At 52.5% G+C, this 26,373-nt stretch carries 23 protein-coding genes and 1 pseudogene; 12 read left to right on the top strand and 12 right to left on the bottom strand.

Annotated features, from left to right (window positions below):
• Positions 1-102: 102 nt before the first annotated feature.
• Complete coding sequence (gene gstA / locus J2125_RS12975) at positions 103-705, bottom strand: glutathione transferase GstA (RefSeq protein WP_017801642.1); 603 nt, start codon at positions 703-705, stop codon at positions 103-105.
• Positions 706-863: 158 nt separating this feature from the next.
• Between gstA and J2125_RS12970 the strand changes: the two genes are divergently transcribed.
• Positions 864-1,277, top strand: coding sequence for an ASCH domain-containing protein (locus tag J2125_RS12970; protein ID WP_017801643.1), 414 nt, complete (start codon positions 864-866; stop codon positions 1,275-1,277).
• 45 nt (positions 1,278-1,322) lie between these two features.
• On the opposite strand, the gene yghX is transcribed toward J2125_RS12970, so the two are convergent.
• Positions 1,323-2,207 carry a YghX family hydrolase gene (yghX, locus tag J2125_RS12965; RefSeq protein WP_017801644.1) on the bottom strand — a complete coding sequence of 295 codons (885 nt, stop codon included), beginning with the start codon at positions 2,205-2,207 and terminating at the stop codon, positions 1,323-1,325.
• A gap of 437 nt (positions 2,208-2,644) precedes the next feature.
• Between yghX and J2125_RS12960 the strand changes: the two genes are divergently transcribed.
• Entirely contained in the window at positions 2,645-3,979 is a 1,335-nt protein-coding gene (locus J2125_RS12960) for an MFS transporter (RefSeq protein ID WP_017801645.1), read from the top strand.
• A 62-nt stretch (positions 3,980-4,041) separates the two neighbouring features.
• Here the strand turns inward: J2125_RS12960 and J2125_RS12955 are convergent, their stop codons facing one another.
• Complete coding sequence (locus J2125_RS12955; protein WP_017801646.1) at positions 4,042-5,910, bottom strand: amidohydrolase; 1,869 nt, start codon at positions 5,908-5,910, stop codon at positions 4,042-4,044.
• 19 nt (positions 5,911-5,929) lie between these two features.
• The gene (locus tag J2125_RS12950) at positions 5,930-6,487 is read right to left on the bottom strand and encodes an antibiotic biosynthesis monooxygenase (protein WP_017801647.1); all 558 of its coding nucleotides are present in this window, start codon (positions 6,485-6,487) and stop codon (positions 5,930-5,932) included.
• Positions 6,488-6,597: 110 nt separating this feature from the next.
• Here J2125_RS12950 and J2125_RS12945 point away from each other — a divergent pair, with 110 nt between their 5' ends.
• Positions 6,598-7,506 (top strand): LysR family transcriptional regulator, encoded by a 909-nt coding sequence (locus tag J2125_RS12945; RefSeq protein WP_017801648.1) that lies wholly within the window; start codon positions 6,598-6,600, stop codon positions 7,504-7,506.
• A 40-nt stretch (positions 7,507-7,546) separates the two neighbouring features.
• Here J2125_RS12945 and J2125_RS12940 read toward each other — a convergent pair whose 3' ends face one another.
• Positions 7,547-9,130: an MFS transporter gene (locus J2125_RS12940; RefSeq protein WP_017801649.1), complete on the bottom strand. Its 1,584-nt coding sequence runs from the start codon at positions 9,128-9,130 to the stop codon at positions 7,547-7,549.
• A 60-nt stretch (positions 9,131-9,190) separates the two neighbouring features.
• Positions 9,191-9,832, bottom strand: coding sequence for a hydrolase (locus tag J2125_RS12935; protein ID WP_017801650.1), 642 nt, complete (start codon positions 9,830-9,832; stop codon positions 9,191-9,193).
• 272 nt (positions 9,833-10,104) lie between these two features.
• Here J2125_RS12935 and J2125_RS12930 point away from each other — a divergent pair, with 272 nt between their 5' ends.
• Positions 10,105-10,926, top strand: coding sequence for an alpha/beta fold hydrolase (locus J2125_RS12930; protein WP_017801651.1), 822 nt, complete (start codon positions 10,105-10,107; stop codon positions 10,924-10,926).
• A 107-nt stretch (positions 10,927-11,033) separates the two neighbouring features.
• On the opposite strand, the gene J2125_RS12925 is transcribed toward J2125_RS12930, so the two are convergent.
• Positions 11,034-11,246: a hypothetical protein gene (locus J2125_RS12925; protein WP_017801652.1), complete on the bottom strand. Its 213-nt coding sequence runs from the start codon at positions 11,244-11,246 to the stop codon at positions 11,034-11,036.
• Between the two features lie 241 nt (positions 11,247-11,487).
• On the opposite strand from J2125_RS12925, the gene J2125_RS12920 reads away from it, so the two are divergent.
• The 3 genes from J2125_RS12920 (at position 11,488) to J2125_RS12910 (ending at position 15,160) form a co-directional block, all read left to right on the top strand.
• Complete coding sequence (locus J2125_RS12920) at positions 11,488-12,369, top strand: polysaccharide deacetylase family protein (protein ID WP_017801653.1); 882 nt, start codon at positions 11,488-11,490, stop codon at positions 12,367-12,369.
• An 84-nt stretch (positions 12,370-12,453) separates the two neighbouring features.
• Positions 12,454-13,278 carry an ABC transporter substrate-binding protein gene (locus J2125_RS12915; protein WP_017801654.1) on the top strand — a complete coding sequence of 275 codons (825 nt, stop codon included), beginning with the start codon at positions 12,454-12,456 and terminating at the stop codon, positions 13,276-13,278.
• 397 nt (positions 13,279-13,675) lie between these two features.
• A complete protein-coding gene (locus J2125_RS12910; RefSeq protein ID WP_017801655.1) occupies positions 13,676-15,160 on the top strand; it encodes a sugar porter family MFS transporter in 1,485 nt (494 codons plus the stop codon).
• A 313-nt stretch (positions 15,161-15,473) separates the two neighbouring features.
• Here J2125_RS12910 and J2125_RS25145 read toward each other — a convergent pair whose 3' ends face one another.
• The gene (locus J2125_RS25145; protein ID WP_276325205.1) at positions 15,474-15,596 is read right to left on the bottom strand and encodes a hypothetical protein; all 123 of its coding nucleotides are present in this window, start codon (positions 15,594-15,596) and stop codon (positions 15,474-15,476) included.
• Positions 15,597-15,772: 176 nt separating this feature from the next.
• Here J2125_RS25145 and J2125_RS12900 point away from each other — a divergent pair.
• A protein-coding gene (locus tag J2125_RS12900; RefSeq protein WP_209499454.1) for an IS3 family transposase occupies positions 15,773-16,884 on the top strand; the annotation gives its coding sequence in 2 pieces (ribosomal slippage) (positions 15,773-16,034 and positions 16,034-16,884; 1,113 coding nt in all).
• Positions 16,885-16,923: 39 nt separating this feature from the next.
• Positions 16,924-17,927 (top strand): annotated as a pseudogene (locus J2125_RS12895) (IS3 family transposase); the annotation flags it as partial.
• A 158-nt stretch (positions 17,928-18,085) separates the two neighbouring features.
• On the opposite strand, the gene J2125_RS12890 reads toward J2125_RS12895, so the two are convergent.
• On the bottom strand, positions 18,086-18,967 hold the full coding sequence (locus J2125_RS12890) for an alpha/beta fold hydrolase (RefSeq protein WP_017801657.1): 882 nt from the start codon (positions 18,965-18,967) through the stop codon (positions 18,086-18,088).
• A gap of 185 nt (positions 18,968-19,152) precedes the next feature.
• Between J2125_RS12890 and J2125_RS12885 the strand changes: the two genes are divergently transcribed.
• Positions 19,153-19,740: a CGNR zinc finger domain-containing protein gene (locus J2125_RS12885; RefSeq protein WP_017801658.1), complete on the top strand. Its 588-nt coding sequence runs from the start codon at positions 19,153-19,155 to the stop codon at positions 19,738-19,740.
• Between the two features lie 585 nt (positions 19,741-20,325).
• Here J2125_RS12885 and ssb1 read toward each other — a convergent pair.
• The gene (gene ssb1 / locus J2125_RS12880) at positions 20,326-20,877 is read right to left on the bottom strand and encodes a single-stranded DNA-binding protein SSB1 (RefSeq protein ID WP_017801659.1); all 552 of its coding nucleotides are present in this window, start codon (positions 20,875-20,877) and stop codon (positions 20,326-20,328) included.
• A 241-nt stretch (positions 20,878-21,118) separates the two neighbouring features.
• On the opposite strand from ssb1, the gene uvrA reads away from it, so the two are divergent.
• Both uvrA and J2125_RS12870 read left to right on the top strand, forming a co-directional pair.
• Positions 21,119-23,947: an excinuclease ABC subunit UvrA gene (uvrA, locus tag J2125_RS12875; RefSeq protein WP_017801660.1), complete on the top strand. Its 2,829-nt coding sequence runs from the start codon at positions 21,119-21,121 to the stop codon at positions 23,945-23,947.
• Positions 23,948-24,169: 222 nt separating this feature from the next.
• Positions 24,170-25,234, top strand: coding sequence for an NAD(P)-dependent alcohol dehydrogenase (locus J2125_RS12870; protein ID WP_017801661.1), 1,065 nt, complete (start codon positions 24,170-24,172; stop codon positions 25,232-25,234).
• A gap of 114 nt (positions 25,235-25,348) precedes the next feature.
• On the opposite strand, the gene J2125_RS12865 is transcribed toward J2125_RS12870, so the two are convergent.
• Both J2125_RS12865 and J2125_RS12860 read right to left on the bottom strand, forming a co-directional pair.
• A complete protein-coding gene (locus tag J2125_RS12865; RefSeq protein ID WP_017801662.1) occupies positions 25,349-25,687 on the bottom strand; it encodes an MmcQ/YjbR family DNA-binding protein in 339 nt (112 codons plus the stop codon).
• A 2-nt stretch (positions 25,688-25,689) separates the two neighbouring features.
• On the bottom strand, positions 25,690-26,106 hold the full coding sequence (locus J2125_RS12860) for a secondary thiamine-phosphate synthase enzyme YjbQ (RefSeq protein ID WP_017801663.1): 417 nt from the start codon (positions 26,104-26,106) through the stop codon (positions 25,690-25,692).
• Between the last annotated feature and the right edge of the window lie 267 nt (positions 26,107-26,373).

Raw genomic sequence — 26,373 nt, 5'->3', positions numbered from 1 at the left:
GGCTCCCCTACGTATGTTACAGGGGCGGCGTTATCAGCTCCCCCTACGTTTGTTACAGGGGCGGCGTTATCGCCGCCCATGCCAGCCGCCGCAGCCTGCCGCTTAGATCAGACCTTCGGCTTTCATCGCTTTAATCACCGCCGGGCGCTGGGCAATATTGGCCCGGTACGCCTGCAGTGCTGGCCATTTGTCCAGGCTAAAGCCGACATGACCGCTCCAGCCCAGCACGGTAAACAGGTAAGCATCGGCAATGGTAAAACCTTCGCCATTTAGCCAGTTTTTATCACCCAGCGCTTCACTTAACCAGTTGATACGCTTCGTCAGGGTGGCGGTCACCGCCGCTTTCCAGTCATCAGAGATTGCCGGATTAAACAGAGCACCCATATTTTTATGCAGTTCGGTGGAGATAAACGTCATCCACTCCAGCAGCTGATAACGCGCTTCACCTGATGCCGGGATCAGTTGCGCCTGTGGCTTCAGGTCGGCCAGATATTGCGAAATCACCGCACCTTCGGTTAGCAGCGTGCCGCTATCCAGTTGTAACGCCGGGATATACCCCTTGCTGTTAATCGCCATAAAGTCTTCACCGGACTCAGTACGGTGAGTTTTTAAGTCCACGCGCTCCAGAGTAAACGACAAACCAGCTTCTTCTAATACAATATGTGGCGCCAGCGAACAGGCTCCCGGGCAGTAGTAGAGTTTCATTAACCGTCATTCCTTTCCGTTTAGTGATTCACAAGATAACGTTATGCGGGATCCAGTGTAGCGGTTGCATCGATAGTAACAAGTAGCGGACTTGTGCTAAGTTGTTAAGGAATGTACAAATTACGCCGTCTCACCCCTACAAGGATTGCAACATCACAATGAATAATCCATTACCCTGCTTACAGCAAAAATACCCGCAGGCATCCGCCTGGTCGTTTGGTGACTCGGCGGAAATGGCGGATGAACTGGCGGCGCTGGTGATCGCGGGGATCAAAACCGCCACTTGTGGATCGCTCCAGGCTCATCAACAGGAAAACGATCTGCCGGCCGTCGGTGATGTCAGCATTATTTTAGACGGCAGGAATCAGCCGGTAGCGGTGATCAAAACCACTGCACTGCATATTATTCGCTTTTGCGACGTGACCAGCGAGCTGGCGAGTAAAGAGGGGGAAGGCGATCGCAGCCTGGCTTACTGGCGGCATGAGCATCAGGCATTTTTTAGCCGTTGGGGCTGCTACACGGAACAGATGGAGTTACTGTTTACCGAGTTTCAGCTGGTGGAAACGGTATAAGCAGCACTGGCGAACACCGGCTCAGCGGCGTCGCCAGAAAAATCTCTACAGCAGATAGCGCTTAAACCAGTCGATAGTGCGCTGCCAGGCTAAATCCGCAGCCGCTTTATCGTAGCGTGGCGTCGAATCGTTATGAAAACCATGATGTACGCCCGGATAGATATAAGCTTCATAGGTTTTATGGTTCGCCTTCAGCGCCGCCTCATAAGCTGGCCAGCCCTCATTAATCCGCGTATCCAGCTCCGCATAGTGAATTAACAGCGGCGCTTTAATCCGTGGCACATCTTCCGCTTTCGGCTGGCGACCATAAAACGGCACCGCTGCGGCCAGTTCCGGGTAAGCCACCGCCGCTGCATTCGCCACGCCGCCGCCGTAGCAGAAACCGGTGATACCGACTTTGCCGTTCACCTGTTTATGTTGCAGCAAAAACTCAATCGCCGCGAAGAAGTCATTCATCAGCCTGGTGGGGTCGATAGTCTGTTGCAACTCACGGCCTTTATCGTCGTTGCCAGGATAACCGCCTACCGCACTTAACCCATCAGGCGCCAGCGCGATAAACCCCGCCTTGGCGACCCGCCGCGCGACATCTTCTATATAAGGGTTCAGCCCGCGATTCTCATGCACCACCACGACTGCCGGCACCGGCCCGCTGGCTGCCGCCGGGCGCACCCAGTAACCCCGCACCTTCTGATGTCCATTGGGCGAAGGGTACTCAATATACTCCGCGACAATATCAGGATCGGTGAATTCGACCTGTTCTGCTAACGCATAATTGGGCATCAGGGCGCCGAGAAGCGTGGCGGCGGTGCCGCCAACGGCGAATTTTGAGGCGAGGGAGAGAAATTCACGCTTGGTGATTTTGCCATGCACGTAGTGGTCGTATAGCTCAAGCAGTTCCGGGGAGAAATCTTTGGCGGTCAGACGGGCCATAACAGTGCTCCTTTCACATCAGTTAAGTGGGAAAAGCGGTTTTTACACTATGGCCGAAGGCAGACAAAGTTGCTAACGGAAAAAACCTTATTTTAATTCCAGCTTAAGCGTGCTGCAAAAAGCAGAGGCATTGAAATACCGGGGAAAATAGAGCTCTGGTTTGCAGCATATTTTTTCGCTGCGGGGCATAACCGTTAACGTTAAGCCCAATATAGCGTGCTCCGTCAGTCGTCAGATATATCAGGCGGCCCCTTTCTACTGTATCCACGGATATTTATCGGCTTATCTTTTTGCTGAATCCATTAAGCTAATGCTATTTACAGCAAATAATATAAATAGTGTGATCAATATCGTTATCCGCCAGCATGATACTTGTATGGTAGTAAGTATGGAGTAGTTTATTTTTATTACTACCCTGCAAAACAGGCGATTGCATAATGCATACTTCAGTCGAAGCCACAGAGATTAAAGCGAATACCCCTGTTATCCGGCGCGTTGCCACCGCGTCGGCAATTGGCACGGCGGCGGAATATTACGACTTTTTTGCCTACGGTACCGCAGCCGTCCTGTTCTTTGGGCATCTGTTCTTTCCCAGTGACGATCCACTGGTCAGTACACTTGCCGCTTTTGCCACCTACGCCGTGGGCTTTCTTGCCAGACCCTTAGGTGGCATGGTCTTCGGCCATATTGGTGATAAAGTTGGCCGCAAAAAAGCGCTGGTGATCACTATCCTGATTGTCGGCTCAGGCACCTTCTGTATTGGTTTGCTACCGACTTACGAGAAAATAGGTATCTGGGCGCCGGTTATATTGATCTTTATCCGGGTGTTGCAGGGATTTGGCGTCGGGGGCGAGCAGGCGGGGGCGGTACTGATGACGGCGGAATATTCGCAACCCGCCCGTCGTGGTTTTTTTGCCAGCTGGGTGCAAGTGGGTGCGCCGGTTGGTTTTTTACTGCCACTGGCGCTGTTTGCGCTGTTAAATGCCACCCTGTCGCCGCAGGCAATGATGGATTATGGCTGGCGCATTCCGTTCCTGCTGAGTTTACTGCTGGTGATTGTCGGCTTATTTATCCGCCTTCGTATTGATGAATCACCGGTATTTGCCCAAATCCGTGAAACTAAAGCCGAAGAATCACGCCCGTTAGTCGAAGTGGTGCGAGACTTCCCGGGAATTGTGGTTAAAGGGGTCTGCGCCAAACTGGTTGAAGCCTGCACCTTTGCCATGTTTACCGTCATTGTGCTGGCCTATGGCAAAGCCAATCAGCTTGACGCTAATATTTTAATGGAAGCGATGATCGTGGCGATAATCCTGGAAATCATTGCCATCCCGCTGATGGGCGCGCTGTCAGATAAAATAGGGCGTAAGCCGGTATATATCATGGGCGCGCTGTTACAGGTAATTATGATCGTGCCGTTCTTTCTGGCGATTAATCAGGACAATTTCTGGTTAACCCAGCTGGTGATGATTATGGTGCTGACTTTCGGCCACAGCATGTGTTACGCGCCGCAGGCCTCTTACTTTCCTGAACTGTTCCCGACGCATATTCGTTGCAGCGGCATTGCCCTGATCTGGCAGGTGGGTTCACTGATTGGCAGCGGGGTGCTGGGATTAGTGGCGGTTAAAATATTGCAGATGACTGGCGGGCACTATTATGGTCTCGCCACTTACGTGGTGGTGCTGGGAGTTGTCTCGGTAATCGGTTTAATGCTGATGCCAGAAACCGCCCCGGCGCGCCTGAAGCGCGAATATCAGCAGTGGCAGAAGCACTGACTCTGGCGCTAACCGTCAGGCCCGGGCAACATCCCGGGCCTGACGCACTCTGTCAGCGCCAGTTAAAACGCAAAGCAGGAACAGCCCAGCGCGCCCCAGAACGCGTTGTCATCCGACACCGGCACTGAAGAACGACGCGCGACATCGTGCTGATGCTGATGCACGCCACAGGCGCCGCCGCAGTGATGCACCTGCGGCATCATGCCAACACGACCATCGGCCAGCGGCGGCGCGCTGCGATAGTGACCCGGCACGCTGACCACCGGCGACCAGTCAGGTAGCACCGGAATGGCGGGCGGCGCCAGCGGGCCAAAACGTCCTGCGGCATAGACAATATCGCCATCCACCACGGTTAACACTGACTCGATGCTTTTAATCGCCTCTTCCGCCACGCTGAAGTAGTCCTGCGACAAAATCACCAGATCCGCCAGCTGTCCGACCTTAATCTGCCCCTTTTTACCCTGTTCGCTGGAGAACCATGAGCTGCCCTGGGTCCACAGCATCAGCGCGGTTTCACGATCAAGTCGCGCGTTATCATCGTACATCGCCATTCCGCCGACGGTGCGGCCGGACACCAGCCAGTAAAGCGCGGTCCACGGGTTATAGCTGGCCACTCGCGTGGCATCGGTGCCCAGCCCGACCGGCACCCCGGCATCCAGCATCCGCGCCACCGGCGGGGTATGTTTTACCGCCTCTTTGCCATAACGCTCGGCAAAGTACTCCCCCTGGAAAGCCATTCGGTGCTGTACCGCAATGCCGCCGCCCAGCGCTTTTACGCGATCAATATTGGCGGCGGTAATGGTTTCGGCGTGATCAAAGAACCAGTGCAGGCCATTAAACGGAATATCACGATTCACCTTTTCAAACACATCCAGCATCCGGCTAATCGATTCGTTATAGGTGGCATGCAGGCGGAACGGCCAGCGATGCTCCACCAGATGACGCACCACGCGCTCCAGCTCATCTTCCATTCCCGGCGCCAGATCGGGGCGCGGCTCAAGGAAATCTTCAAAATCCGCCGCCGAGAACACCAGCATTTCACCGGCGCCGTTATGGCGATAAAAATCGGTGCCCTGCCCCGGCTTCAGCATATCGGTCCACTTCTCAAAATCTTCCAGTTCGTGACCGGGACGCTGGGTAAAAAGATTGTAGGCAATGCGGATACTAAGCTGTTTTTTACTGTGCAGCTCAGCAATCACTTCATAATCATCGGGATAGTTCTGGAAACCGCCGCCCGCATCAATCGCGCTGGTGACGCCAAGGCGATTCAGTTCGCGCATAAACTGACGCGTCGAATTCACCTGCTGCTCCAGCGGTAGTTTCGGCCCTTTCGCCAGCGTGGCATACAGGATCATCGCGTTCGGACGCGCAATCAGCATGCCAGTGGGATTGCCTTTGCTGTCACGCTGGATCTCACCGCCCGGTGGATTTGGCGTGTCGCGGGTATAGCCCACGACTTTCAGCGCCGCGCGATTCAGCAAAGCGCGGTCGTAGAGGTGCAGGATAAACACCGGCGTATCCGGTGCGGCGGCATTAATTTCATCCAGCGTTGGCATCCGGCGTTCCGCAAACTGAAACTCATTCCAGCCGCCGACCACGCGCACCCACTGCGGCGACGGCGTGCGCAGCGCCTGCTCCTTCAGCATTCGCAGCGCATCGGCCAGCGACGGTACGCCTTCCCAGCGCAGCTCAAGGTTGTAATTGAGTCCACCGCGAATCAGATGAAGATGCGAGTCATTCAGCCCCGGGATGCCGGTACTGCCTTGCAGATCGACAACTTTAGTCGCCGCATCGGCAAACTGCATCACCTCTGCCTCGCTTCCCACCGCCAGAAATTTACCATCTTTAATCGCCACCGCGGTTGCCTGCGGATTTTCACGATCCACCGTATGAAACTTACCGTTGGTCAGAACTAATGAAGCTGTTGTCATCACTTTTCTCCAGGTAAGACTAACCGCGCGGGGTCAGCCAGTTTTTAAATAAGCGGGTAATCGCCGGCATCCACAGGTAAACCACCAGCGCCACCACACAGGCGTCATTCAGTAAATGTCCCCACAGGGTGCCTTTACTGACGGGTAATACCTGATTCCAGAACCACGGCACCAGATTGGTAGAGGGGAAGATCACCGCCAGCGTCAGCAGAAACTGCTTCCAGCGCGCGGGCGGTGGTGAAGCGGGCGTGGCGGGCGTAAACCAGAACGCCGCACCGGGACGCATTTCAATATGCTCCTGTCCCAGCAGCATTTCCGGCAGTTCAGCCACCAGCGCCTGACGTTCGTCGGAATGAATCCAGTGATACAGATTATCCATGCTGGCGAAGCGCACCAGTACGGTATAGGTCAGTTCGCCATGCAACGGACGCAGAACATTTACCCCAAGATGACCAGGAAACAGCGCCGCCTGTGGCATAATTTTTTCCAGCCAGCGTTCGTAGTCAGACTGCCTGCCCGGTTGCAGGCGATGGGTAATCACTAAGGTGATATGGTCCGGTTGATGCGGATAATCCATGAGATTCTCCTGAAGCCAATGAAGATGGCTTTACAATACGAGGCAGGCATGATTATTGATAACGGAAAGATTTTGGTTTGTTGTTAAACAATTTTGGGGTTGGATAAATAATGCGATTAAACCTTGAAGCTTTGCTGATCCTTGATGCCCTGGATCGCCATGGTACCTTTGCCGCCGCCGCGGCCAGAATGTTTAAAACCGCTTCCGCACTGAGTTATACCATCCAGAAGATGGAGAGCGACCTGGGGATTACGCTGCTGGATCGTTCCGGCCATCGCGCGACATTTACCTCCACCGGCCGCCTGATGCTGGAAAAAGGCCGTGTATTGCTGCGCGCAGTCAGCGAACTGGAGCAACAGGCGAAATATGTTGAGAGCGGCTGGGAGAGCAAACTGACCATCAGTCTTGATGCCTCGGTGCCTTTCGCCCTGCTGTCACCGCTGATTGATGAGTTCTATCAGCAACATCAGCATACCCAGCTGTTGTTTCGCCACGATGTGCTGGCAGGTTGCTGGGAAGCATTAAGTTACGGCGAAGCCGATATGGTGTTTGGTGCGGTACAGGAACCGGTAAGACACAACGGTATCCAGTGTACGCCGATTGGCTGGCTGGAATATGTGTTTGCGATTGCGCCACATCATCCGCTGGCGGCGCTGGCGCAACCGCTGCTGCGCGAGCAGATCCGTCAGTATCGGGCGGTGGTGGTTAATGACTCTTCGCGTCATGGTGAGGGAACCGACCTGCGGGTGCTGGATGAGCAGCCGATTCTCAGCGTACACAGCTTTAGCGATAAAGTTCAGGCGCAGCTCGACGGGCTGGGTTGCGGTTATCTGCCACGCTATCTGGCGGCGCCGTATCTGGCCGATGGCCGACTGGTCGAGCGTCAGCTGGACAGCGAACCGCGACGCGATCAGGCTTTTCTGGCGTGGAAAGAGAGTGCGACGGGCAATGCCGCACAGTGGTGGCGCGAACGGCTGCAAAACTTCACCGGCATCAGTGCCGTTTACGCCGCCGAATAGACAACGCCGCACGCGCAATTCAGCGCTGCGGCGTACTGACTTAGTGCAGTGACAATAAATGATTTACGACTGGCTTGCTGTCGCCGCGATGAAAACTGACTACCTCACGTTGCAGATCGGCATCGGCGTTAGAGACGCGTTGATGCTGGCGTAAATGCTCGTGCCACGACTCCACCAGAAACCACTCCACCAGCGTATCGCTTTCAGCGCTATGTTCTGCGATGCCCCATGCCGAAGCGCCATCACGGCGTCGCACCCGCGACAGTTTGCGGATGGCGCTGAGAAATGCCGGGCGATCTTCCTGCGCCACCAGATAGTGAATCTGAATCATCACCGGCCCGCGATCGCCGCCTTCCAGCTCCGGCGTCTGCCAGTGGCCCGACGGCTGCAAATCCGCATCACCGGCGGGTAATTTCAGCCGCCAGACCAGCAGTGCCGTCAGTAACAATGCCGCACCGGCGACCAGCAGCGTGGCGACGAGCCCGCTCTGACGCGCAACCAGCCCCCAAAACAGGCTGCCGCTGGCCATCGCGCCGTTAAATACCATTAAATAAACCGCCAGTCCGCGACCACGCACCCAGTCCGGCAGTACCGCCTGCGCCACACCGTTCAGGGTGGTCAGGGCGATAATCCAGCCAACACCCAGCACCACCATCAGCGGCAGCGCCAGCCACTGCGGCGGGGTCAACGCGAGCAGCACCATCACCAGCGCCGAGAGCACCGCCGACAACAGCATTAAACCATCACTGCTTAGCCACTGGCGTAAACGCGCCAGCAGTAAAGCGCCGACAATTGCGCCAATACCGACGGCGCCTAGCATCATGCCGTAGAAACCGGCGTCGCCCTGCAACAGATTACGCGCCACCAGCGGCAACAGTGCCCAGATAGCACTGGCAAAGGCAAAGTAGATGGCTGCACGCAGTAGCACCCGGTGTAATTCGCGGCTGGCTCTGACATAGCGCAGCCCGGCGCGGAAAGCGCCAAAGAAGTGCTCCTGCAATGCATCCTGCGCTTTGTGTGGACGTTTCCACCACAGCAACGCAGCGATAACAAATACATAGCTGAGTACATCGGCGCCATAAGCCGCCCAGGCCCCGAGTCCGGCCAGCAGTAAACCGCCGGTTGCCGGGCCGATAGCGCGCGCAATATTAATGCCCAGAGAATTCAGCGCCACCGCGTCTCGTAGCTGCGTGCGTGGCACCAGTTCCGGCACAATCGCCTGCCAGGCTGGCCCCATTAACGCCGCGCCAATACCGCCAATAAAGGTCAGCGCAATCAGATAATCCACCGTCAGCAAATCATAATGAGACAGCAGCAATAATGTAGCGCTGACGCTGGCCAGCAGCAGCTGTACAGCGATCAGCAGCCGACGGCGATCGAGAATATCGGATAATACGCCAGCCGGTATCGCCAGCAAAAAAATCGGTAGTGTGGCGGCGGTCTGCATCAGCGCCACTGCCGCCGGATTGGAGGATAAGCCGGTCACCAGCCATGAACTGGCGACATCGCGCATAAAACTGCCGGTATTGCCCATTACGGTGGCTGCCCAGATAACGGCAAACAGCCCCTGGGTGAGTGGCGCAAAAGCGCCGGATGCAGCCGTAGTCTGAGTCGGGTTACGCATTATTCTCTCCTGCCGGAACCCTGTGACCAGGGCTCCGGCGTTAGTCAGCCGTCAGCCAGTTTATGCTTTACGCGCCGGGGCTTTATGCACCAGGGTGTAGGCGTAATCGACACCCATACCGTAAGCGCCGCTGTGCTCACGCACCAGATCCATCACCGCGTCATAGGTCTCTTTGCGCGCCCAGTCACGCTGGTACTCCAGCAGCACCTGCTGCCAGGTTACCGGCACTGCGCCAGCCTGCACCATACGGTCAATTGAACGTTCATGCGCATCAACGCTGGTGCCGCCGGAGGTATCGGTCACCACATACACTTCATAGCCCTCTTTCAGCGCCATCAGTGCCGGGAAGGTCAGACAGACTTCCGTCCACAGTGCAGAGATAATCAGTTTTTTACGTCCGGTGGCTTCCACTGCTTTAACAAATGCGGCGTCTTCCCATGAGTTCATTGAGGTGCGCTCAATCGGCTGCACATCCGGATGCACCGCCAGCAGTTCCGGCCAGATATAGCCGCTGAAGCTCTCGGTTTCCACTGAGGTGTAAATCACCGGCACGTTAAAAACCTTGCCCGCTTTCGCCAGGGCGACGGTGTTATTTTTAAGCTGCTGGCGATCGATATTGGCTACGCCGAAAGACATTTGCGGCTGATGGTCGATAAAAATCAGCGTGGAGTTCTGTGGGTCAAGCAGGTCGAATTTAGACATGATTATTTCCTCTCAGGATGTTGTTTTCGGTTAGTGTTGTGCTGCTGGAAATCACAATACGAGAGGAACGCTTTCACAGATAGCGGAAAGAATTTGTTAACTTGTTAAGATTTTTTTGACAGGCTGCGCGCGCGTAATATCCATTAAAGTCATACAGATAGCTTGTCAAAAAACCTTTAACGACTCGTCAAAAATTATGCCTTATCTTTCCCTGAACTCAGCGGGTAACGTGATGTTTAGCCACACAACACACACTCTCTGAGGGAAACATTATGAGCACATTCAATACGCAAGACGGCACGCAGATTTACTATAAAGACTGGGGCAAAGGTAAGCCGGTACTGTTCAGCCATGGCTGGCCGCTGGATGCGGATATGTGGGACAGCCAGATGAATTTCCTCGCTGAACGTGGCTATCGGGCCATCGCCTTTGATCGCCGCGGTTTTGGCCGTTCGGATCAGCCGTGGGAAGGTTACAACTATGATACCTTTGCTTCTGATATCCATGATCTGATTAATCATCTTGATCTGCAGGATGTCACGCTGGTCGGTTTCTCGATGGGTGGCGGTGATGTCACGCGCTATATTGCCCGCTATGGCAGTGAACGTATTAACGCCCTGGTGCTGCTGGGCGCAGTGACCCCGCTATTTATTCAGACCGACGACCATTCTGCTGGTGTGCCAAAAGAGGTATTTGAGGGTATCCGGCAGGGATTGCGTGCCGACCGCGCCCAGTTTATCAGCGACTTCGCCACCCCATTCTATGGCGTTAATCAGGGAATGCAGGTATCGCCGGGTGTAATGAGCCAGACGCTGAATATTGCGCTGATGGCGTCATTAAAAGGCACCATTGACTGTGTTACCGCGTTTTCAGAAACCGATTTCCGCGCCGATATGGCTACAATTGATGTGCCAACGCTGGTAATCCATGGCAGTAACGATCAAATCGTGCCGTTTGAAGCCACCGGTAAACTGGCTGCTGAGATGATCGCTGATGCGCAGCTGAAAGTATATCAGGGCGCGCCGCATGGCTTTGCCGTGACGCACCAGCAACAGTTAAATGACGATCTGCTGGCTTTTTTGCAGCGCGATTAATTTGCTTAATTCGCTTATCCCAGGTTTCCGGCAATGACAGCCGGAAACCTGTTCCACAATACCTGCTGCCGCATAATGGTGCGCAAAAGGTCAGGATTGAAAAGCAATCATGCATATGCACCTGCAATGTGCATTTCAGCAAGAAAAGAGAATATTTTACGCCAGCAGAAGAACCAAATCTTATAACAGAATCTCATTCCCCGCTTAATAACATTAATAGCTAAAGTGAATATAAGTTTAGCCTGATAGCTGAGCGCATTAATCCAGTGCAGATTATCAAACCATACCACTGTTTTATTCTGCATTTCAGAAAAACCCATCAGATTAACCCTGTATAACAGCGCGTTAATTCCGTTGATTGTTTCCCGAACGGGAAACTTTACTTTCCATATTAAATATTGCCATCAGACATTTACAACGCAACACTCCTGATTGCCACACCGATCCTTTCTGTGAAGAAAATGAGTTTAAATAATTAAAACTCATGATAAGCATTACCTGCAGACGTATACAAAAGCCGGTAGCGAAACCTCTTTTAACTGTCATTAAGGAGCATGCTTTATGTTATTCAATGAACAATCACTGGCGCAGATTCCAATGCGCCCCGCTAATCTGGCTGCCCCCTCTCCGGTCACCGGCTGGCCAGCACATTATAATGCCGCAATGTTTTTATCATTTGATGTCGATGCGGAAACCGCATGGACCAGTAAAGACCCGGCCCATGCTGACAGGCTGGTTACCATGTCTTATGGCGGTTACGAGAACCGGGTCGGCGTCAATAAGCTGCTGGAGATGCTGGACAGTTTAAAATTAACCGCCACTTTTTTTATTCCTGGATGGGTGGCAGATGTCTATCCGGCAATGGTAGAAAAAATTGCTACCGCTGGCCATGAGATAGGACATCATGGCTATCACCATCTGCTACCGGATCCCGGTGCAGACTATTTCTCTGCGGAAATAAGCAAAGGATTTGAGAGCCTGGCAAAATTGGGCATAACCCCCACGGGCTATCGCGCTCCCTTTGGCGAGAACTGCTATGAGTTATTGCAGGTGCTGCAACAAGCCGGGATCAAATATTCCAGCTCATGGCGTGATGATGTTATGCCCTATCGACATATTTTCCCGGACCAGCGCCAGGGCATTGTCGAACTCCCCGTTACCGCCAGTTATGACGACTGGATGCATGGACTTTGCGCACGCTTCAGTCCAAGAACCATTCTGCCGCGCGAGCAGGTTTTATCAATGTGGCAGGACGAGCTGGATGAGATACGTGACTGGGGAGCGATGGTGACTACCGTTATTCATCCACAGGTTAGCGGTCGCCCGATGCGCCTGCGGTTATTACGTGAGTTCCTCGAATACGCGATTGAAAAAAATGACGTCTGGATAACCACCGGCGAGAATATCTACCAGCACTTCTTAACCAGCGAAGCAGCACAATAACGGTAACCAGACAAAATCCTTCAGCGCCTGGCTTACTCTACGGGGCGTTTTTAATAATCTGATATCATTATAAGGAGTGCGTTTATGCGTTATTTTTTAAAGCATCTGGCGATATTATGCGGATGTATGATGGCAATATTTCCAGGGTTATCCAGCGCTAAAGATCTTATTGTCGGAGGTTATCCCAGCTATCCGCCGGTGGAAATGCGCGATCCGGCCACCGGTAAGTCAGTCGGATTCGATATCGATTTTGCCGCAGAACTGGCGCAGGAAATGGGCGTAAAAATCACCTTCTCCGAAACGGCATTCGCGCAGTTGATTCCCTCATTGCAAACTGGTCGTCTTGATTTTTTTCTCAGCGCCATGAGTGATACCGCTGAAAGACAAAAACATCTTACCTTTGTGGATTATCTGCGCTCAGGCACCCAGTTAATGGTATTGAGTTCTGCGGCCGATCAGGGGAAAACATTAAAAGATTATTGCGGCAAAAAAATTGCGGCAAGCCGCGCGACCAATATTATTGCACAACTTAATGAGTGGAGTGATAAGCACTGCACTTCCGCGGGCTTAAGCAAGATGAACGTTGTTGGCGCAGAGAATAATATCGACGCCAGAATGCAGCTTAAGCAGAACCGTGTCGATGCCATGGCCCAGGATAGCTTAACTATCCCTTATATCCAGCAAATCGAAAAAGGCGTGTTCACCACCGTGGATCAGCCGATCAATTTCAGTTATATGGGGATGGGCGTATCCAGTGATAATGTGCCATTGCAAAAAAGCTTACAGCAGGCGCTGCAAAAAATGATCGATAATGGTCGCTATGCTGCGCTGCTTAAGAAATGGAATTTACCGGCTGTAAGCGCCGTACCTGCCGCATTAATCAACAGTAAACCAGCGTCGGCGCTCTGATTTAAACAGGGTTTGCCAGCTGTCCTGGCGCGCCAGTTATTGCGTGGCCGCCAGGCATAAACGTCCTTAAGCAGCCTCTTCCAGCGGATGTCAAATAAGATAATGTTATTGCTAATCCGCCGTGAAAAATCAGATTGAAATTCCACTTAAATCCATTAATTTTTGCTTAAAATTCTCTGTAATGATAACCATAAATTGCATTAAACATTGATGCAGTGATATTTATGCTCAGAGCATGATATGGAGAATAATACTCTGTTTTGCCCTCATGGGGTGACATCCGTAAATTGTCGTGTTATATCTTAAAGCACAACAATATTACAGGGATAGAAATAAAAAATCGGGCATCTCCTTGGTTACTCTACACGCTGTTATTTTAATTAACGCAAGGAAAATTATGTCTGAATCAAATAATAAAGAAACACATACGCAGCAGGCTGACAATGAAAAGTTATCCGTCACGGCGTCTGGTGAAAACACCAGCTTTTTAAGCGCTGATGCCTTTTTATTGACAGCAACACTGGTCTCCGCTATTGCCGGATTTCTGTATGGCTATGACACCGGAATTATCTCGGGTGCGCTGTTGCAAATATCGCACGATTTCGCCCTTACGTCCCACGCCCAGGAATTAGTAGCCAGCGCCATTCTGGTTGGTGCGGTCATCGGCTCACTCTCCTGCGGCAAATTATCCAGTACGCTGGGTCGCCGCTATACGGTAATGATTGTCGCGGCGATTTTTGCCATTGGCGTGATTGCTTCCGGCCTCTCAACCAGCGCAATCTGGTTAGGACTGTCACGCGTGGTGCTCGGCTTTGCGGTCGGTGGCGCATCGCAGATCGTGCCGGTTTATATTGCCGAACTGGCTCCGCCGGAAAAACGCGGACGTCTGGTGACCTTCTTTAATATTTCGATTGGCGTGGGTATTTTAACCGCGGCGCTGGTTGGCACCTTTTTGCAGGATGTCTGGTCATGGCACACCATGTTTGCCGTCGCCGCCATCCCGGCGATTATCCTGCTGCTGGGGATGATCCCGCTGCCGGAGAGTCCACGCTGGCTGGTAAGCCAGAAACGTCTGGATGAGGCGCATGATGCGCTGGACAGTGTGCGTGATGACCAGCATGAGGTTCGTTATGAAATCCGCGCCATTCAGCGCGTACATAATAAAATTGAGCGCAAGTCCAGTGCAGGCTGGAAAGATCTGCAACAGCCGTGGTTGCGCCCGGCACTGCTGATTGGGTTAGGTATCGCTGCCTTTACCCAGCTTTCCGGGATTGAAATGATGATTTATTACACGCCAACATTTCTGACCAATGCCGGTTTTAGTCGTGACGCCGCACTTTACTCCTCACTGGGCATTGCCGGCATCTATCTGGTGATGACGGTGATCGGTAAATTTGTCGTGGACCATATAGGTCGCCGCACTCTGACCCTGATGATGATGCCAGGGGCAATTATCAGTCTGGTATTGCTGGGCGCGGTATTTAAGCTTAACGCCAATGGTGGAGAACATGGCTGGCTGATTATCACCTGCTTATTTGCCTTTATGATATTTAACTCCGGCGGGATTCAGGTGATTGGCTGGCTGATTGGCTCGGAGGTTTATCCGCTGGGCATTCGTGAAAAAGCCAGTAGTCTGCATGCTGCGGTGTTGTGGGGTTCGAATCTGCTGCTGACCGCCACTGCGCTGTCGATGGTTAACCTGCTGGGGATTGGTGGTGCGATGTGGTTCTATGCGCTGCTCAATCTGCTGGGCTTCCTGTTTGTTTTCTTCCTGATGCCGGAAACTAAAGGCCGCTCACTGGAAGAGATTGAAGTGTCGCTGAAAGAGGGTAATTTCTATCCGCGTCAGCAGTCACGGCAGCAGGGGTTATCGCAAGAGTAGGTTGTGTGGCGTGAACCAGCGCTAAGTGCGAGTATCAATACCCCCAGATGCGGTGCATCTGGGGGGTTCATCGTTTAGTCACTCTTCGCATACTTCACTCCATGGGTATAGAGTAATATTATTCATACTATTAATTTACTAAAAATGGTAGTTTATTAAGGTAGTAAATCGGTACTCAATACTCATTAAAACAAATTGATCATTTGTCCTGACTGCTTTGATGTACTTCTCAACATACTTTTCAAACTTATCAGTCACATGCAACTGTTTTCCCTTGAGTTTCCTCCCTGCACTTTTACTTTTTTGTAAGAAATCACTCTCCGAACCCTCTAATTTTGGCATCATCCCATCTACCAGACTTGATATCAAAGTCCAGTGCCTGTTCTATTTTTGTATTCTCAATATAAAATAAGCCATCCAGCTTTTTAAGTTTCATGATGCATCCGATGCAAAAAAACCCCAACAAAATGTTGGGGTTTTCAGATTTTATTAATACAAGGAATTTGTTTTTTTTAACGTGGGGATGTTCATACTGTAAGTATCCCGATAAAACGGTCCATTCACTTTTAGAGATCTTCCGACATACTGATTATGTCCTCTGAGGAGATCGCCATGCGTAAAGCCCGATTCACCGAACACCAGATCATTGCCGTTCTGAAGTCTGTCGAAGCCGGACGTACCGTTAAGGACGTCTGCCGCGAAGCGGCAATATCCGAAGCCAGCTATTACAACTGGAAAGCAAAGTACGGCGGAATGGAGGCTTCAGATATCAAAAAGATGAAAGATCTTGAAGACGAGAATCGTCGCCTGAAGCAGATGTTCGCCGACCTGAGTCTGGAATGCCGGGCGCTGAAGGACGTTATCGAAAAAAAGCTCTAAAACCAGCGATAAAGCGGGAGCTTGTCAGCTATCTGACTGCACAATTTTCCATGAGCATCCGCCAGGCATGCAGGACAGTATCGCTGAGCAGGACGGTGTATTTTTATCAGCCCGATACCCGGCGTGATGAACCGGTGATCCTGGCGCTGACTGAACTGGCAGAACGCTATCCGCGATACGGATTTAAGAAGCTTTTTCAGGTACTTCGCAGGCAGGGTAACGCCTGGAATCATAAGCGTGTTCACCGGATTTACTGCCTGCTGAAACTCAATTTTCGCCGCAAGGGGAAACAACGTCTTCCGGTGCGCAATCCGGCTCCTCTGGCAACGCCGGAAGCACTCAACCAGAGCTGGTCGATTGATTTTATGCACGACGCGCTGACATGTGGGCGACGTTTTCGGACTTTCAACGTCGTGGATGATTTTAACCGTGAGGCTCTGGCCATAGAAATTGACCTGAATATCCCGGCGCAGCGGGTTGTGCGGGTGCTGGACAGGATAGTGGCAAACCGTGGATATCCGCTGAAGATGCGGATGGATAACGGCCCGGAGCTGATATCACTGGCTCTGGCACAATGGGCTGAGGACCATGGCGTGATGCTGGAATTTATCAGGCCAGGCAAACCGACACAGAATGCCTTTATCGAACGCTTTAACCGGACGTACCGGACAGAAATCCTGGATTTTTATCTGTTCAGAACGCTGAATGAAGCACGGGAAATCACAGAGCGCTGGCTGACGGAATACAACAGCGAGCGGCCTCATGAATCCCTGAATAACCTGACGCCGGAAGAATACCGGCTGATGGCTGAAAAACCGGAACTCTCAAAAAGTGTGTGGAACTAAAACAGGTATGCTTACAAATGGACCGTTTTATCGGGATACTTACATTACAACTGGAAAGCAAAGTACGGCGGAATGGAGGCTTCAGATATCAAAAAGATGAAAGATCTTGAAGACGAGAATCGTCGCCTGAAGCAGATGTTCGCCGACCTGAGTCTGGAATGCCGGGCGCTGAAGGACGTTATCGAAAAAAAGCTCTAAAACCAGCGATAAAGCGGGAGCTTGTCAGCTATCTGACTGCACAATTTTCCATGAGCATCCGCCAGGCATGCAGGACAGTATCGCTGAGCAGGACGGTGTATTTTTATCAGCCCGATACCCGGCGTGATGAACCGGTGATCCTGGCGCTGACTGAACTGGCAGAACGCTATCCGCGATACGGATTTAAGAAGCTTTTTCAGGTACTTCGCAGGCAGGGTAACGCCTGGAATCATAAGCGTGTTCACCGGATTTACTGCCTGCTGAAACTCAATTTTCGCCGCAAGGGGAAACAACGTCTTCCGGTGCGCAATCCGGCTCCTCTGGCAACGCCGGAAGCACTCAACCAGAGCTGGTCGATTGATTTTATGCACGACGCGCTGACATGTGGGCGACGTTTTCGGACTTTCAACGTCGTGGATGATTTTAACCGTGAGGCTCTGGCCATAGAAATTGACCTGAATATCCCGGCGCAGCGGGTTGTGCGGGTGCTGGACAGGATAGTGGCAAACCGTGGATATCCGCTGAAGATGCGGATGGATAACGGCCCGGAGCTGATATCACTGGCTCTGGCACAATGGGCTGAGGACCATGGCGTGATGCTGGAATTTATCAGGCCAGGCAAACCGACACAGAATGCCTTTATCGAACGCTTTAACCGGACGTACCGGACAGAAATCCTGGATTTTTATCTGTTCAGAACGCTGAATGAAGCACGGGAAATCACAGAGCGCTGGCTGACGGAATACAACAGCGAGCGGCCTCATGAATCCCTGAATAACCTGACGCCGGAAGAATACCGGCTGATGGCTGAAAAACCGGAACTCTCAAAAAGTGTGTGGAACTAAAACAGGTATGCTTACAATACCACCACAAACTACTTATTAAGGATAAGACTTTACGAATGAAGAGTCAACTGAATCGCCAAAAGATATAAAACAAAACCCCTTATTAATCATAATATTAACTTTAACGATTAACACTAAAGTCTGAGCGAAAAATACCTTCACTCTTGCTTACCACCAATCACTTCACCAATCCGTTGTGCGATATATCCGCTATGGGTTTCAAGGGCAAAATGGCCGGTATCCAGTAGCTCCACCACCGCGCTGGCATTATCACGTCGGTAAGCTTCCGCACCTGGCGGAATAAAGAACGGATCGTTTTTCCCCCAGATCACCAACGTCGGCAACTGCTGCTGACGGAAAAACGCCTGAAACTGCGGATAGAGTTCAAGATTGCTGGCATAGTCGAGGAACAGCGCCAGCTGAATATCTTTATTGCCGGGACGTTCCATCAGCAGGGTATCCAGCATCCAGGTTTCCGGCGCTACGCTGTGCGGATCGCTTACGCCATGCAGATACTGCCACTTTACCCCTTCAACATTCAGAATCGCATCGCGAATAACCTGGCCATTCTCTTCGGAAGCATCAGCCCAGTAAGCACGCACCGGCGCCCAGGCATCGCCCAGCCCTTCAAGATAGGCGTTGCCGTTCTGGGAAATCAGTCCGGTGACACGCTCAGGATAAGCCAGCGCCAGGCGCAATCCGGCAGGCGCCCCATAGTCAAATACATACATGGCATAGCTCTGCAGGCCAAGTGCATCAACAAAGGCTGTCAGCGTGTTGCCCAGCGAATTGAAACTCCAGCTGTATTGGCGCTCCGCCGGGACTTCGCTAAAGCCAAAGCCTGGCAAATCCGGCGCAATGATATGGAACTGGTCAGCCAGCAGTGGAATCAACTCACGGAACTGATGTGAGGAGGTGGGAAAGCCGTGCAACAGCAATAGTGTCGGATTTGACGGGTCGCCGGCCTCACGATAAAAAACGCGCACGCCATCTGCTTGCTGATATTTGTAGCGTAGCGGAAATGCGGATTGTGGGTTCATCATATCGCTCCATCTGTAACTTTTAAATTTAATTTTAGTGGTTACTCGGGGAAAGATTACGCGCAATCACTGTAACCTGTCAATTCCTTATTTAAAGGTTACAACAACCATCACCATTCAGTAACTGTTCATTACTCTTTTTATAGGTTACATTTGGTGCTACAGATTTGATAAAAGAGGTGGCTATGGCCCCTGATACTTATACGCATTCTGCTAACGCACCTCAGTTTCTGGCAGACCACCCTGCTCTGGATTTTATCAATACCGTGATGCAGGTTGATGGCCATCCTCAGGATGTCTGGCAGGCTGATAACGACGTAGAGAACTGGCTACAGCAGGCAGGGCTGGCAATTGCCAGTGATAAGGTGGCAGCTGATCCCGGCGCTTTGCTACAGGAAGCCCGTCGGTTGCGTGACATCATCAGGGAAATGGTCGCTGACAAAAAGGCGGGCAATGCTGTTAAGCCAGCCGGCATTAATCGCTACCTGGCGGCCGCGACTAGCTATCAACAACTGGTTAGCTCTGATGAGGGGGGATTGCAGTTAAAGCGTATTTACAGCAGCCAGACGCCAGTGCAGAAGCTGGCGCCAGTAGCTGAACAGGCAGCCTTGTTAATGGCCGATAAGAACTTTGTGCTGGTGCGGGAGTGTGAACACCCGGATTGCAGCCTGTGGTTTTATGATCGCACTAAAGCGCATCGCCGCCGTTGGTGTAGCATGGCGGTTTGCGGCAACCGGGCAAAAGTGGCGCGTTTCCGCCAGCAACAAAAATAACCGATTTTTGCCGCTGTATTCGCTCCTGCCATTAGCGGGAGCGTTAATTTCCTTCCATTAAAAAACTTTCTTTTTGGCAAAATATTTTTATATGCGATCAGGATTAGAGATTGAATAATTAATATAACCCTGTTCGCAAGACACTACGTCAGAATATAATTATCCGCTTTTAAAGAAAGCCGCTATTACTGAGGGGGAAATATTCCTCTTTAAGCAGAATGGGAAGGGCTGCATCCTTATCGATGCGATGAAAACCATAAATAAAGGCAGGGTGAGTTGAATACATTTTATTTTATTCTTCAGGCCTGACCTTTTTTAACCGCCTCATCACTGATAATGTCGGGGATCAAAAGTTCCCTCTTTAGTACGAATATGTGCATCCTGCAAAAGTTGAAAATGCTGTTACGGAGTATAATGTTGTACGGCAGCTATCACTTTAGCAACCCTTTCATCATTCGACATAACCACCTCCAATTAACAGCTCCTTTAATTACTGAAGCGCCAGAGGATAAGCATTGGCGCTTCAGTAATAATGGCTACGACAAAACCCATGTAGCCATTTGTGTTGCATGTAAAGCGTCAGGATCAGAACGGAATATCGTCGTCAAAATCCATTGGTGGTTCATTGTTCGCCGGAGCGCTGCTCTGCTGCGGACGAGACTGCGCGCCGCCGCTAAACTGGTTGTTATTGCCGCCCTGCGCTGCCTGTGGCTGCTGTGGCTGGCCCCAGCCATTGTTGTTGCCCTGACCGCCGCCCTGACCACCTGCTGGTGCGCCGCCGCCCTGACCACGGCCACCCAGCATCTGCATGGTGCCGCCAACGTTTACCACCACTTCAGTAGTATATTTCTCAACGCCAGCCTGATCCGTCCATTTACGGGTCTGCAGTGCGCCTTCGATATAAACCTGCGAGCCTTTACGCAGGTATTCGCCTGCAACTTCAGCCAGCTTGCCAAACAGCACGACACGGTGCCATTCAGTCTTCTCTTTGGTTTCGCCGGTCGCCTTGTCACGCCAGCTTTCGGACGTGGCCAGCGTAATGTTGGCAACCGCCCCACCATTCGGCATATAACGGACTTCCGGATCCTGACCCAGATTTCCGACAAGAATCACTTTGTTAACGCCTCTGCTGGCCATGTTGGTGTCTCCGATGAATATTCATTAAGTCTAAACCCTAAATTCTAACATGGCATCCGGCCAGTTCCTACTTTCAGATCGCCCTCGTAAAAAGCTGAGCCTTGTTGCAGCGTTGCAGACAAACACTGGATATCCATTCAGGTTTTTTTGTGCCATAATGACACGTTTAGTTCTGGCTGTGCCGGGCCTGGCTACAACGGGTATGGGCACAGTGAGGTCTGTGTTAATCCGGGAAACGTGCATGGATAAGATTGAAGTCCGGGGTGCCCGCACCCACAATTTGAAAAACATCAACCTGACCATCCCTCGCGACAAACTGATTGTTGTCACCGGCCTGTCAGGTTCCGGTAAGTCCTCGCTGGCGTTTGATACGCTGTACGCTGAGGGGCAACGACGCTACGTGGAATCGCTTTCTGCTTATGCGCGTCAGTTTCTCTCCCTGATGGAGAAGCCGGATGTCGATCATATCGAAGGCCTGTCGCCAGCGATTTCGATCGAGCAGAAGTCAACCTCGCATAACCCGCGCTCTACCGTCGGCACCATTACTGAAATTCACGACTACCTGCGCCTGCTGTTTGCCCGCGTTGGCGAGCCGCGCTGTCCGGATCATGACGTGCCGCTGGCGGCGCAAACCGTCAGCCAGATGGTAGATAATGTACTGGCGCAGCCGGAAGGCACGCGTCTGATGCTGCTGGCGCCGGTGGTGCAGGATCGTAAAGGCGAGCACACCAAAACGCTGGAGAACCTGGCGTCACAAGGTTATATCCGCGCCCGCATCGACGGGGAAGTGTGTGATCTCTCCGATCCGCCGAAGCTGGAACTGCAAAAGAAACACACCATTGAAGTGGTTGTCGACCGCTTTAAGGTGCGCGAAGACCTCTCCCAGCGTCTGGCCGAATCCTTTGAAACCGCGCTGGAGCTCTCCGGCGGCACGGCGATTGTCGCCGATATGGATGACACCAGCGCCGAAGAACTGCTGTTCTCAGCCAACTTTGCCTGCCCGATTTGCGGCTACAGCATGAGCGAGCTGGAACCACGCCTGTTTTCGTTCAACAACCCGGCGGGCGCCTGCCCAACCTGTGATGGTCTGGGCGTGCAGCAATACTTTGATCCGGATCGCGTAGTGCAAAATCCCGATCTCTCGCTGGCGGGCGGTGCGATTCGCGGCTGGGATCGACGCAATTTCTACTACTTCCAGATGCTGCGCTCACTGGCAGAGCATCTTAAGTTTGATATCGAAGCGCCATTTAGCGAGCTGGATGAGCAATCCCGCCAGGTGATCCTGTACGGCTCCGGCAAAGAGAATATCGAGTTTAAATACATCAACGATCGTGGCGATACCTCAGTGCGCCGCCATCCGTTTGAAGGCGTGCTGCATAATATGGAGCGCCGCTATAAAGAGACTGAATCTGCCGCAGTTCGCGAGGATTTGGCAAAATTTATCAACAATCGCGCCTGCGCCAGCTGTGAAGGCACGCGTCTGCGTCGCGAAGCGCGTCATGTGTTTGTCGAAAACACCACCCTGCCGACGATCTCGGAAATGAGCATCGGCCATGCCATGGACTTTTTCCAGAATATGCAGCTCAGCGGCCAGCGGGCGAAAATCGCGGAAAAAGTGCTGAAAGAGATTGGCGATCGCCTGAAGTTCCTGGTGAATGTCGGTCTGAACTATCTGTCGATGTCACGCTCTGCCGAAACATTGTCCGGTGGTGAAGCGCAGCGTATCCGTCTGGCGAGCCAGATTGGCGCCGGGCTGGTTGGCGTAATGTATGTGCTGGATGAGCCATCAATTGGTCTGCATCAGCGCGATAATGAACGCCTGCTGGAAACCCTCGTTCATCTGCGCAATCTTGGCAATACCGTGATTGTGGTGGAACACGATGAAGATGCGATCCGCGCGGCGGACCATGTGATTGATATCGGCCCGGGCGCCGGGGTGCATGGCGGCGAGATCGTGGCGGAAGGCACGGTCGACGATATTATGGCCAACGAGAATTCCCTGACCGGCCAGTATCTTAGCGGTAAACGTGAAATCGCCATTCCGCAGCAGCGCGTGGCGGCCGATCCGGCCAAAGTGCTGAAGCTGACCGGCGCACGCGGAAACAACCTGAAGGATGTCACCCTGACGCTGCCGGTCGGGCTGTTTACCTGTATTACCGGTGTTTCCGGCTCCGGTAAGTCGACGCTGATAAACGATACGCTGTTCCCGATTGCCCAGCGTCAGCTGAATGGCGCAACGATCGCCGAAGCCGCGCCCTATCGGGATATCACCGGGATGGAACATTTCGATAAGGTGATCGATATCGATCAAAGCCCGATTGGCCGCACGCCGCGTTCTAACCCGGCCACCTATACCGGTATCTTTACTCCGGTGCGTGAGCTGTTTGCCGGGGTGCCGGAATCGCGTGCGCGTGGTTACAACCCGGGTCGCTTTAGCTTTAACGTGCGTGGCGGACGTTGTGAAGCCTGCCAGGGCGATGGCGTGATCAAAGTGGAGATGCACTTCCTGCCGGATATCTATGTCCCTTGCGACCAGTGTAAAGGTAAGCGCTATAACCGCGAAACGCTGGAGATAAAGTACAAGGGCAAGAGCATTCACGAAACGCTGGAGATGACCATCGAAGAGGCGCGTGACTTCTTTGATGCCGTACCTGCGCTGGCGCGTAAGCTGCAAACCCTGATCGATGTCGGCCTCTCCTATATCCGTCTCGGCCAGTCGGCGACCACGCTGTCCGGCGGTGAAGCGCAACGCGTGAAGCTGGCGCGTGAGCTGTCGAAACGTGGCACAGGCCAGACGCTGTATATTCTCGATGAGCCGACCACCGGTCTGCACTTTGCCGATATCCAGCAGCTGCTGGAAGTGCTGCATCAGCTGCGCGACCAGGGCAATACCATCGTGGTGATTGAGCACAATCTTGATGTGATCAAAACCGCCGACTGGATTGTCGATCTCGGCCCGGAAGGCGGTAGCGGCGGCGGCGAAATCCTCGTTTCCGGCACGCCGGAGACAGTGGCCGTCTGCGAGAAATCGCATACTGCACGCTTCCTTAAGCCATTGTTAAAAATCTAATCTTTAACGGGGCCGGTAATCACTGGCCCCGCTTTTCGCTGTACGCCCGCTTTTTACCGCTTCTGCTTAATTGCCCATATTCTTGCAGAATCAGGCAAGATTTAGACATTTTCAGGCATACCCTTCTTCGCCACCACTGACTACTCTTAATGTTCGCTTCTTTTCTGTTTTATATCTTTAGCAGTAGCCCACGATACGACACTAACCCGATATGGAGACACCATGAATATTACGCACGCCTATGCTGCGCAGGATGCTAAATCCCGTCTGGCGCCATTCGAATATAAGCCGCGTGAACTACGTGAACATGATGTACAAATTGAAGTGCTGTTTTGCGGCGTCTGCCACTCCGACCTTCATCAGGCCCGTGATGAATGGCATAACACCGTTTTTCCGGTGGTGCCAGGACATGAAATTGTTGGTCGCGTGACCGCAGTTGGCGGTCACACTGACAAATATAAAGTCGGCGATCTGGTGGGCGTTGGCTGTCTGGTCGACTCCTGTCGCACCTGTTCCAGCTGTGAAGAGGGTCTGGAACAGTATTGCGAAAATGGCTTTGTCGGTACTTATAACGGCCAGGATCGTCACGACGGCAAGATCACCTACGGCGGCTACTCCACCCAGGTCGTCGTGCATGAAGACTTTGTGCTGCGCATTCCGGACAATCTCGACCCGGCTGGCGCCGCGCCGCTGCTGTGCGCCGGTATCACCACCTTCTCACCACTGCATCACTGGGGCGCAGGCCCCGGCAAGAAAGTCGGTATTGTGGGTCTCGGTGGCCTCGGTCATATGGGCGTAAAAATCGCGCATGCGATGGGCGCACATGTAGTGCTGTTTACCACCTCTGAATCCAAAGTTGCCGACGGTAAACGCCTCGGTGCCGATGAAGTGGTGATCTCGAAAGATCCTGAGCAGATGGCAAAACATACCAATAGTTTTGACCTGATCCTTAACACGGTTGCCGCCCAGCACGATCTGAATCCGTTTCTCAGTCTGCTGCGTCGCGACGGCACCCTGACGCTGGTCGGTGTGCCGGAACACGATCACCCATCACCGCAGGTGGTTAATCTGATCTTTAAACGCCGCAGCATCGCCGGTTCCCTGATTGGCGGCATCGCCGAAACGCAGGAAATGCTGGATTTCTGTGGTAAGCACAATCTGGTTTCCGATATCGAACTGATTAAAATCAGTGAGATTAATGAAGCCTACGAACGTATGCTGAAAAGCGATGTGAAGTACCGCTTTGTGATCGATCTCGACAGCTTACGTAGCGAAGCTGGCGTGTAATACCTTCGGGAGTCGAAATCGGCTCCCCTGCAATGTTTCATATACCTGATCCGGGGGCGGCGTTATCGCCGCCAGTGTCGATGATTTGCCCAATATGGAAATCAATTTTCCACTTCAGCACCTTGCACCGGATCGGGTATTGAGCGCCTGTTGCAGTGAGGCGTCCACCAGATAGTAAATCTGCGAATCTTTCAGCGAGCCATCGAGAAATACCGTGCTCCAGTGGCTTTTATTCAGATGCTCACTGGGCAGGACATCCTGATGCTTGTCACGCAACAGTTCGGTCAGCGCCGGTGATGCTTTTAGTGATACCGCCGGACGCCCCTGCATATCGTGCACCATCGCAAACAGCACATCATCGACTTTAATCTGGGTCGCTTTCCAGTCGCTATGGACGCTCTGCTCCGCGCCCGGCTTATTCATGCAGTAAGAAAGCAGATCCGAAGTGTTCATGGTTATTCCCCTTGTAGCGTGGCGACAATCTTACGCGAGCCGCCGTGAATACGATGCTCGCCAAGCCAGATACCTTGCCAGGTACCCAATACCAGACGCCCACGACTGATCGGCAGCACCAGCGAGACGCCTAGCAGCGACGACTTGATATGAGCAGGCATATCATCGGCCCCTTCATAGTCGTGCTTCCAGGGCGCATTTTCCGGAACCTGACGCAAAAAATGCTGTTCCATATCGCTACGCACCGTGGGATCGCAATTTTCATTCAACGTCAGTGAGGCCGAAGTATGCTGCAGAAGCAGATGCAGCAGGCCAACCTGCACATCCTTCAGACGGCGCAACTCATCAACAATCTCATCAGTAACCAGATGAAAACCTCGCGATTTCTCGCCAAGCGTAAGGGTCTGCTGATACCACATCTCATTATTCCTTTGCTGAATGCCTGTGGTTAAGTGTGCAGCAAGTGGGCGAAAGGTAAACCCAGCGCGGGAAAATAGTTAAAAAAAGCAGCGGGGCGGTGTGGATGCTGGTCAGAATGAATGATATGTCTGACGCGAGAGCAATTCAGGCATAAAAAAAACCCCGCGTACGCGGGTTTTTGAGGAAGCAGATACTTAGCCAGCGGTTGCTTCGCGGGATAGCTTTGCGGCGTTATTGGGGAGATTTTTAAAAACATCAGATCAGCC

Source organism: Winslowiella toletana (genome assembly GCF_017875465.1).
Taxonomy (GTDB): domain Bacteria; phylum Pseudomonadota; class Gammaproteobacteria; order Enterobacterales; family Enterobacteriaceae; genus Erwinia; species Erwinia toletana.
This window is presented reverse-complemented; position numbering and strand designations above follow the sequence as displayed.

Bases quoted from the DNA above. Each gene is read 5' to 3' on its own strand.
- gstA (WP_017801642.1), bottom strand. From the start codon at position 705: ATGAAACTCTACTACTGCCCGGGAGCCTGTTCGCTGGCGCCACATATT.
- J2125_RS12970 (WP_017801643.1), top strand. From the start codon at position 864: ATGAATAATCCATTACCCTGCTTACAGCAAAAATACCCGCAGGCATCC.
- yghX (WP_017801644.1), bottom strand. From the start codon at position 2,207: ATGGCCCGTCTGACCGCCAAAGATTTCTCCCCGGAACTGCTTGAGCTA.
- J2125_RS12960 (WP_017801645.1), top strand. From the start codon at position 2,645: ATGCATACTTCAGTCGAAGCCACAGAGATTAAAGCGAATACCCCTGTT.
- J2125_RS12955 (WP_017801646.1), bottom strand. From the start codon at position 5,910: ATGACAACAGCTTCATTAGTTCTGACCAACGGTAAGTTTCATACGGTG.
- J2125_RS12950 (WP_017801647.1), bottom strand. From the start codon at position 6,487: ATGGATTATCCGCATCAACCGGACCATATCACCTTAGTGATTACCCAT.
- J2125_RS12945 (WP_017801648.1), top strand. From the start codon at position 6,598: ATGCGATTAAACCTTGAAGCTTTGCTGATCCTTGATGCCCTGGATCGC.
- J2125_RS12940 (WP_017801649.1), bottom strand. From the start codon at position 9,130: ATGCGTAACCCGACTCAGACTACGGCTGCATCCGGCGCTTTTGCGCCA.
- J2125_RS12935 (WP_017801650.1), bottom strand. From the start codon at position 9,832: ATGTCTAAATTCGACCTGCTTGACCCACAGAACTCCACGCTGATTTTT.
- J2125_RS12930 (WP_017801651.1), top strand. From the start codon at position 10,105: ATGAGCACATTCAATACGCAAGACGGCACGCAGATTTACTATAAAGAC.
- J2125_RS12925 (WP_017801652.1), bottom strand. From the start codon at position 11,246: ATGGGTTTTTCTGAAATGCAGAATAAAACAGTGGTATGGTTTGATAAT.
- J2125_RS12920 (WP_017801653.1), top strand. From the start codon at position 11,488: ATGTTATTCAATGAACAATCACTGGCGCAGATTCCAATGCGCCCCGCT.
- J2125_RS12915 (WP_017801654.1), top strand. From the start codon at position 12,454: ATGCGTTATTTTTTAAAGCATCTGGCGATATTATGCGGATGTATGATG.
- J2125_RS12910 (WP_017801655.1), top strand. From the start codon at position 13,676: ATGTCTGAATCAAATAATAAAGAAACACATACGCAGCAGGCTGACAAT.
- J2125_RS25145 (WP_276325205.1), bottom strand. From the start codon at position 15,596: ATGAAACTTAAAAAGCTGGATGGCTTATTTTATATTGAGAATACAAAA.
- J2125_RS12890 (WP_017801657.1), bottom strand. From the start codon at position 18,967: ATGAACCCACAATCCGCATTTCCGCTACGCTACAAATATCAGCAAGCA.
- J2125_RS12885 (WP_017801658.1), top strand. From the start codon at position 19,153: ATGGCCCCTGATACTTATACGCATTCTGCTAACGCACCTCAGTTTCTG.
- ssb1 (WP_017801659.1), bottom strand. From the start codon at position 20,877: ATGGCCAGCAGAGGCGTTAACAAAGTGATTCTTGTCGGAAATCTGGGT.
- uvrA (WP_017801660.1), top strand. From the start codon at position 21,119: ATGGATAAGATTGAAGTCCGGGGTGCCCGCACCCACAATTTGAAAAAC.
- J2125_RS12870 (WP_017801661.1), top strand. From the start codon at position 24,170: ATGAATATTACGCACGCCTATGCTGCGCAGGATGCTAAATCCCGTCTG.
- J2125_RS12865 (WP_017801662.1), bottom strand. From the start codon at position 25,687: ATGAACACTTCGGATCTGCTTTCTTACTGCATGAATAAGCCGGGCGCG.
- J2125_RS12860 (WP_017801663.1), bottom strand. From the start codon at position 26,106: ATGTGGTATCAGCAGACCCTTACGCTTGGCGAGAAATCGCGAGGTTTT.